The sequence below is a fragment of the Hymenobacter crusticola genome, from assembly GCF_002154225.1.
Lineage (GTDB): Bacteria > Bacteroidota > Bacteroidia > Cytophagales > Hymenobacteraceae > Hymenobacter > Hymenobacter crusticola.
The window spans coordinates 1-5,223 of record NZ_MTSE01000071.1; the positions used below are offsets into that span (position 1 = coordinate 1).

4 protein-coding genes are annotated in these 5,223 nt (G+C 49.0%); 3 read left to right on the forward strand and 1 reads right to left on the reverse strand.

What is annotated here, in order from left to right; all coding sequences use genetic code 11:
• Positions 1 to 265 precede the first annotated feature (265 nt).
• Positions 266 to 1,024: a DUF72 domain-containing protein gene (locus BXP70_RS28675; RefSeq protein ID WP_086597554.1), complete on the forward strand. Its 759-nt coding sequence runs from the start codon at positions 266 to 268 to the stop codon at positions 1,022 to 1,024.
• A 298-nt stretch (positions 1,025 to 1,322) separates the two neighbouring features.
• Here the strand turns inward: BXP70_RS28675 and BXP70_RS28680 are convergent, their stop codons facing one another.
• The gene (locus tag BXP70_RS28680) at positions 1,323 to 2,255 is read right to left on the reverse strand and encodes a replication initiation protein (protein ID WP_086597555.1); all 933 of its coding nucleotides are present in this window, start codon (positions 2,253 to 2,255) and stop codon (positions 1,323 to 1,325) included.
• 766 nt (positions 2,256 to 3,021) lie between these two features.
• On the opposite strand from BXP70_RS28680, the gene BXP70_RS28685 reads away from it, so the two are divergent.
• Positions 3,022 to 3,765 carry a ParA family protein gene (locus BXP70_RS28685; RefSeq protein WP_086597556.1) on the forward strand — a complete coding sequence of 248 codons (744 nt, stop codon included), beginning with the start codon at positions 3,022 to 3,024 and terminating at the stop codon, positions 3,763 to 3,765.
• Between the two features lie 3 nt (positions 3,766 to 3,768).
• On the forward strand, positions 3,769 to 4,209 hold the full coding sequence (locus BXP70_RS28690) for a hypothetical protein (RefSeq protein WP_086597557.1): 441 nt from the start codon (positions 3,769 to 3,771) through the stop codon (positions 4,207 to 4,209).
• The last annotated feature ends 1,014 nt before the right edge of the window (positions 4,210 to 5,223 follow it).

A 5,223-nucleotide genomic window follows, 5' to 3' on the forward strand; every position in this document is an offset into this window, starting at 1 on the left:
GCAACAGCCACGCTCCTTCACAGTACGTTATAGGAAAAGGCCCTCCGGAGCACTACAGCACTCGCCACGTTACACCCAGTGGAAGCGCCGCTCGGTGGCTTCGGCGGCGGGCTGGGCCTTCGAGCGGCAGCCCCCTGCCTGGCCTGCCAAGAGCGCTATGAGGACCAGCAGTTGATCCGTTGGGACCCTATGAAGAGGCGCCTGGGGTAAAACGCCGAGGCAGCCTGGCACGTTATACCCCGAACCTTCTTTATAACTCCTTCCCATGCCTACCCTCCTTGGCACCCTGCGCACGGGCACCAGCGGCCTCGTCGTGCCCGGCCCGAAGGCCACCTTTCCGGCGGCCTACCAAGCCACGAGTCGCCTTACCTACTATGCCACCCGGTTTAACTCGGTGGCGATCAACAGCACCTTCTACCGCCTACCCCAGTCCAAAACGTTTGCCGCCTGGGCCGCGGAAACCGGCCCGGCGTTTGACTTTACCCTCAAGCTGTGGCGCGATATTACGCACCCCAAGGCGCTGGCCGAGGACCTCGCCGGCCTGGTCCGCTTTCTCGAGGCAGCCCGTGCGTTGGGCCCCAAAAAGGGCTGCCTGCTCCTGCAGTTCCCGCCCAGCACCACCATTCGCCAGCTACCCGCAGTCAGGGCCCTCTTGCAGGCGCTGGCCGCGGCCGACCCCGCCCACGAGTGGCGCCAAGCGGTGGAGTTTCGCCACCCCAGCTGGTATGCCGAGGAGACGTTTGAGCTGCTGGACCACCACGGCGCCAGCCTCGTGCGGCACGACAAAGGCCCCGGCCGCAACGCCCGGCTCAACGAGGAGGCAGACTTTGTGTATCTGCGCTTCCACGGCCCGCAGGGCAACTACCGCGCGTCCTATGAGCGCGCCTTTCTGCACGACCAGGCCGAGCAGATCCACGACTACCTGCTAGAAGGGAAAGACGTGTATGCCTACTTCAACAATACCATGGGCGCCGCCTTTGAAAATGCCCAAGATCTGCAGCGGCTGGTAGCGGAGCGGGCATGAGCCGTACGACGCGCGTGTGGGGGCAGGCTGGCGTTGGTCTCCAGGGCTAGGGCGTGGTAAACCAAGGCGCGGACCTGTCTGGGTAAACCCTGCTTACTATTTACTTGCTTCAGACTGCAAGAGCGAAGACAGTTACATCTTAACCAGTAAATACCAAAGCCTATGAATATGTAGGTAGATTTACATATGTGTGTTATTGACGTTACTAATATTATCAGTGTTACTAATGTTATTCAAAATCATACTTTACCTAATAAGCTAGTAGTAGGCCTTAGCTTATGAAAAGTGGTTTTTCGTTCTATCGAAGCCCCTGCATCTTCAGAAACAAGCCACCTGGATTACGATCGGCCTTCACCTTATCGGTCTTAAGCTTGTACATGAATTTGAAGAGCTCATCAACCAAGCGTGGCTCGTTGAGGATTTGTTGCATAAGCTCGGCCTGCGCAATACCAAGCGAATCTAGGTGTTGACGAGCTAGCTGGGTACGGGTGTCATCTTGAATATCAGTAAATAGAATGGGTAGCTGTTGTGGCTGTTGCTTGCGTACGTAGAAGCGTACTCCAGTGAAGGCCCTCCCCTTCTTCTGTAGTTGGTAGTCAATCTGTAGATCTGTGTGCTCGTTGATCTGACGCACGGCAATATCGAGCACCCTAGCTTTGAGTTGACTGATATTTTGAAACTGCTCCGGCTCCTTGCCTGCAGGATCTTTGAGCTTGAGCATTAGCTTGAAGTCTTCAAGGTCATAGGCCTTGGTTTCCCCAATGTCTTTCCACTGACTGGCTAGCTGATAAATACGCTTGGCGTACTTGCTAGTCAGCTTAAGGGCAGAATGAAGCTGATAGGAGGTGAAGTTGTCTTTTAATTCGTAGAGATAAGGCCGGATGTGCCGGGATAGCTCTATTTCTAGATACCCTTTCCCCTTGATGTACTCTACCTTCTGAAACATCCAGATCTGCTTGTAGACCTGAGCGTTTTCCACTTCGAACATACGCGAGCCCATATCAGCGGTGGCTTCTCGTAGTTGCTGATAGTTCCAACTGCGCCCCGTTAGGTTCTCAATATCCTTGACGTAGATACAATACTGCGTATCGGGACCGTCATCCTTCTTCAACTTGGATAGCACATAGAACAGGATGTCAAGCTGACAAGCTGAGTAATCGTACCGGGCGGTAGTAATAGCGTTGTGCTGGCGAATTGCCAACTCCTTTAACTGCGTGCTATCTTGGGGCATATGAAGGGAAGTTGCTCGCCAAGATAAATAATTATAGCATAAAAACCACTAGTATTTTTGCACGTGGTTTTTCACTTATAAAACGTGGTGGTTAGACTTATAAAACGTGGTTTTTCACTTATAAAACGTGCGTCTTAACTGATAAAAAGTGGTATAAAACTTATAAAAAGTGGTTTATTACTCTTATATACTTTTGCTAATCAACGAGTTACACTCCCTGCAAATAGATAAATATTACAAGTTTTCACAATATTGTTGTTAACAGATCAGATTAGCTTTTAGGATATTGGTTTGACTTATAAAACGTGGTTTTTCAGAACAAGCAACAAACAAGCAAAAACCGTATATATCGTACAACAGGCCTCGGTGATTGTACTTTTCTCATGTTTATTTGAATAAAAGAATGTTATTCTCACGTTTTATAAGCTTACTCTCCAAAAACCACGTTTTATAAGTATTTATCTATTGTCCGTGACTCCAAGAATAGATTGGCAATGGAGCAGATACTAAACTAAGCGGTAATTGAAGCCAGTAGTATTGGTGTGAGTAGAGATCAAAGCTGAAACTGTTTGACTTAGTACCACACCTATGTTGAAAATACTCATTTAAGAGTTGTTCCATGTATTACTAGTGTTACTCATGTGATTTACCTATAACATGAGTAACACTAGTAATACATAGAACACATGTAACAGGAGTAAGATGCATAACAGTAGTATTACCCTATAACATGGATATAATACCGATTCTGTTGTAGTATTGCCGTATGAGCAAGATTATCGCGTTTACCAACCAAAAAGGGGGCGTGGGCAAGACCACATCCGCAGCGAACATTGGCGCGGGCTTGGCAAGGGCCGGACACAGAGTACTGCTGGTTGATTTGGATCCTCAAGTTAACCTGACACATGGACTGGGCTTATTAGATGCCGAGTTCAACGTATATGGAGCCTTATTGCACGAGTATAAGGTAAAGGCCTATCCCATCCAGGAGAGATTGGCTCTTATAGCTGGCTCACCGGCCCTGTCCAGCTTCGAAAAAGTAAAGGGTGACGAGTTGGATCGTGAGTTCCTACTCAAAGATCTGCTTGAACCCCTGCATGAGCGGTGCGATTATATCCTGCTCGACTGTCCACCAGCATTAGGGTTGATTACTCTCAATGCTTACGCTTGCGCCACGGACCTTTATATTCCGCTGGAGGCGCAGCTCTACGCTACCGAAGGTCTAGAGAAAGTGCTGGAAATGGTGGCAAGAGTGAAGCGCCGACTGAATCCAGGCTTGAAGGTTGGGGGAATCTTCTTCACTCGTTTTGATCCCCGTAAAGTACTACGCCGCGAAACAGCTGAAGTGGTGCGCGATAAATATCCCGATTTGGTATTGACCAGCACCATCCGCGAGGCTATTGCCCTTGGCGAGGCACCGCACCTGGGGCAGGATATTTTCAGCTATGCGCCAACTAGTGCCGGCGCCGCGGACTATGAAACCCTGGTAAAAGAAATTCTGACTCGTTAATTCATGGCCAAATCGTTCAAACAACTCACGCCTAAGGTGGAACTGCCGAAGCGTAACTCTGAAAAGGATATCCTTGATTTTCTAGAGCAGGAGAAGGTATCTGCTAATGATGAATCAGTGACCATACAATCAAATAATAACACTAGTAACACTAGTGTTACCAGTAACATAGGTGCTGATATCACGGCACAAAATGATAGTGTTACAGGTGAAGATGTAGATGTGCGTCAGACTTTCATCATTGGACAGCAGTATATGAACCGTCTCAAGGATTTCGTGCACACCAAACGGGTTAACGGACAATATGAGTACACGCAAAAACAGGCCTTGCATGAGGCCTTAGACCGATTATTTGAGGGGGCAACCATTGAAGAGCGACCAGCTCATATTAGGCAGCAGGAAGAAACCCGTAAGCAGCGTATTCGCCGCGGCATTACCAAATAGGGACTTCTTAAAAAACGGAGAATATAGAACGATGAAACTTTTCAGAAGCGGCAGTGTAACGTACACTTGTCTCATACCTATTTAACATGTCACGCGAGTAGCACTCTGTGAGACGAATTTACTTACTCAGAGAGACTAGGTGATTAGATAGTCCTTGAAAACGTAGAAGGATCTTATCCCCACCGCCATAAGAAGGTCTCTGTATGTAGGATTAGGATGCCTTCTCTCGAACACCTCCAGTCAAACGCTTAGTTCGGTAATTGCGTTGCCATACAGCTCGACTAACTCAGAGGACAGATGAACTGAACAGCGAGAGGAGAGAAGAAGAAAAGTAAGGGGTCGTAAAAAGCTGCTCTAGCAAGGTGGTGTTCATTGGTTTTCAATCCCTCTATCCGAATGCAGCCTAAAAAGCAGACAAACTGTGGCAGATTTACCACAAAAAGGGCCTTTTTCGCCCCTTTTTGTCAGCCCAGTCTCATGAATTTTGAATTAAAGAATTAGCTGCCAATATTTTAACTAGTTTTCATAGGGTTTTTACGTCTCTGGTCACTTGCAGCCCCACGACCCGCGCAGGCGGTCGCCTGCAATTGCACCCCAAAAAGGTCGATATCTGCCGGCGTTATGGGCGACTGATCGAGGGGGCTAACGACCGTTACGGAGCAAAACACTCACCAGCGGGAGCCTCGCCGTCTAACGCACGTGCTCCCCACGTTTAGGTTCGTTAACCGGACGCACGAACAGAAAAGGGGGAGTAGGGTAGGGGAGCGTTCTACCACGCGTGACATCTACGCATTTTGATTCCTACCACCGGAATTGCCGCCGGCAAAGCGCACCCAGGCGTTGTAAATGCGCAACAAAACCGCGGTTTTTGACCGTTTTGTACTGCTTTTTCTCATGTTCGTCAAGCTAACTATCTGTTCCTAAATGTAATAGCCCTGATTTCTGTTGTTTTTTCTCACGTTCTGGGCGCTAGCCCCACGACCCGCGCAGCGCGTGGCCTGCAATTGCACTCGA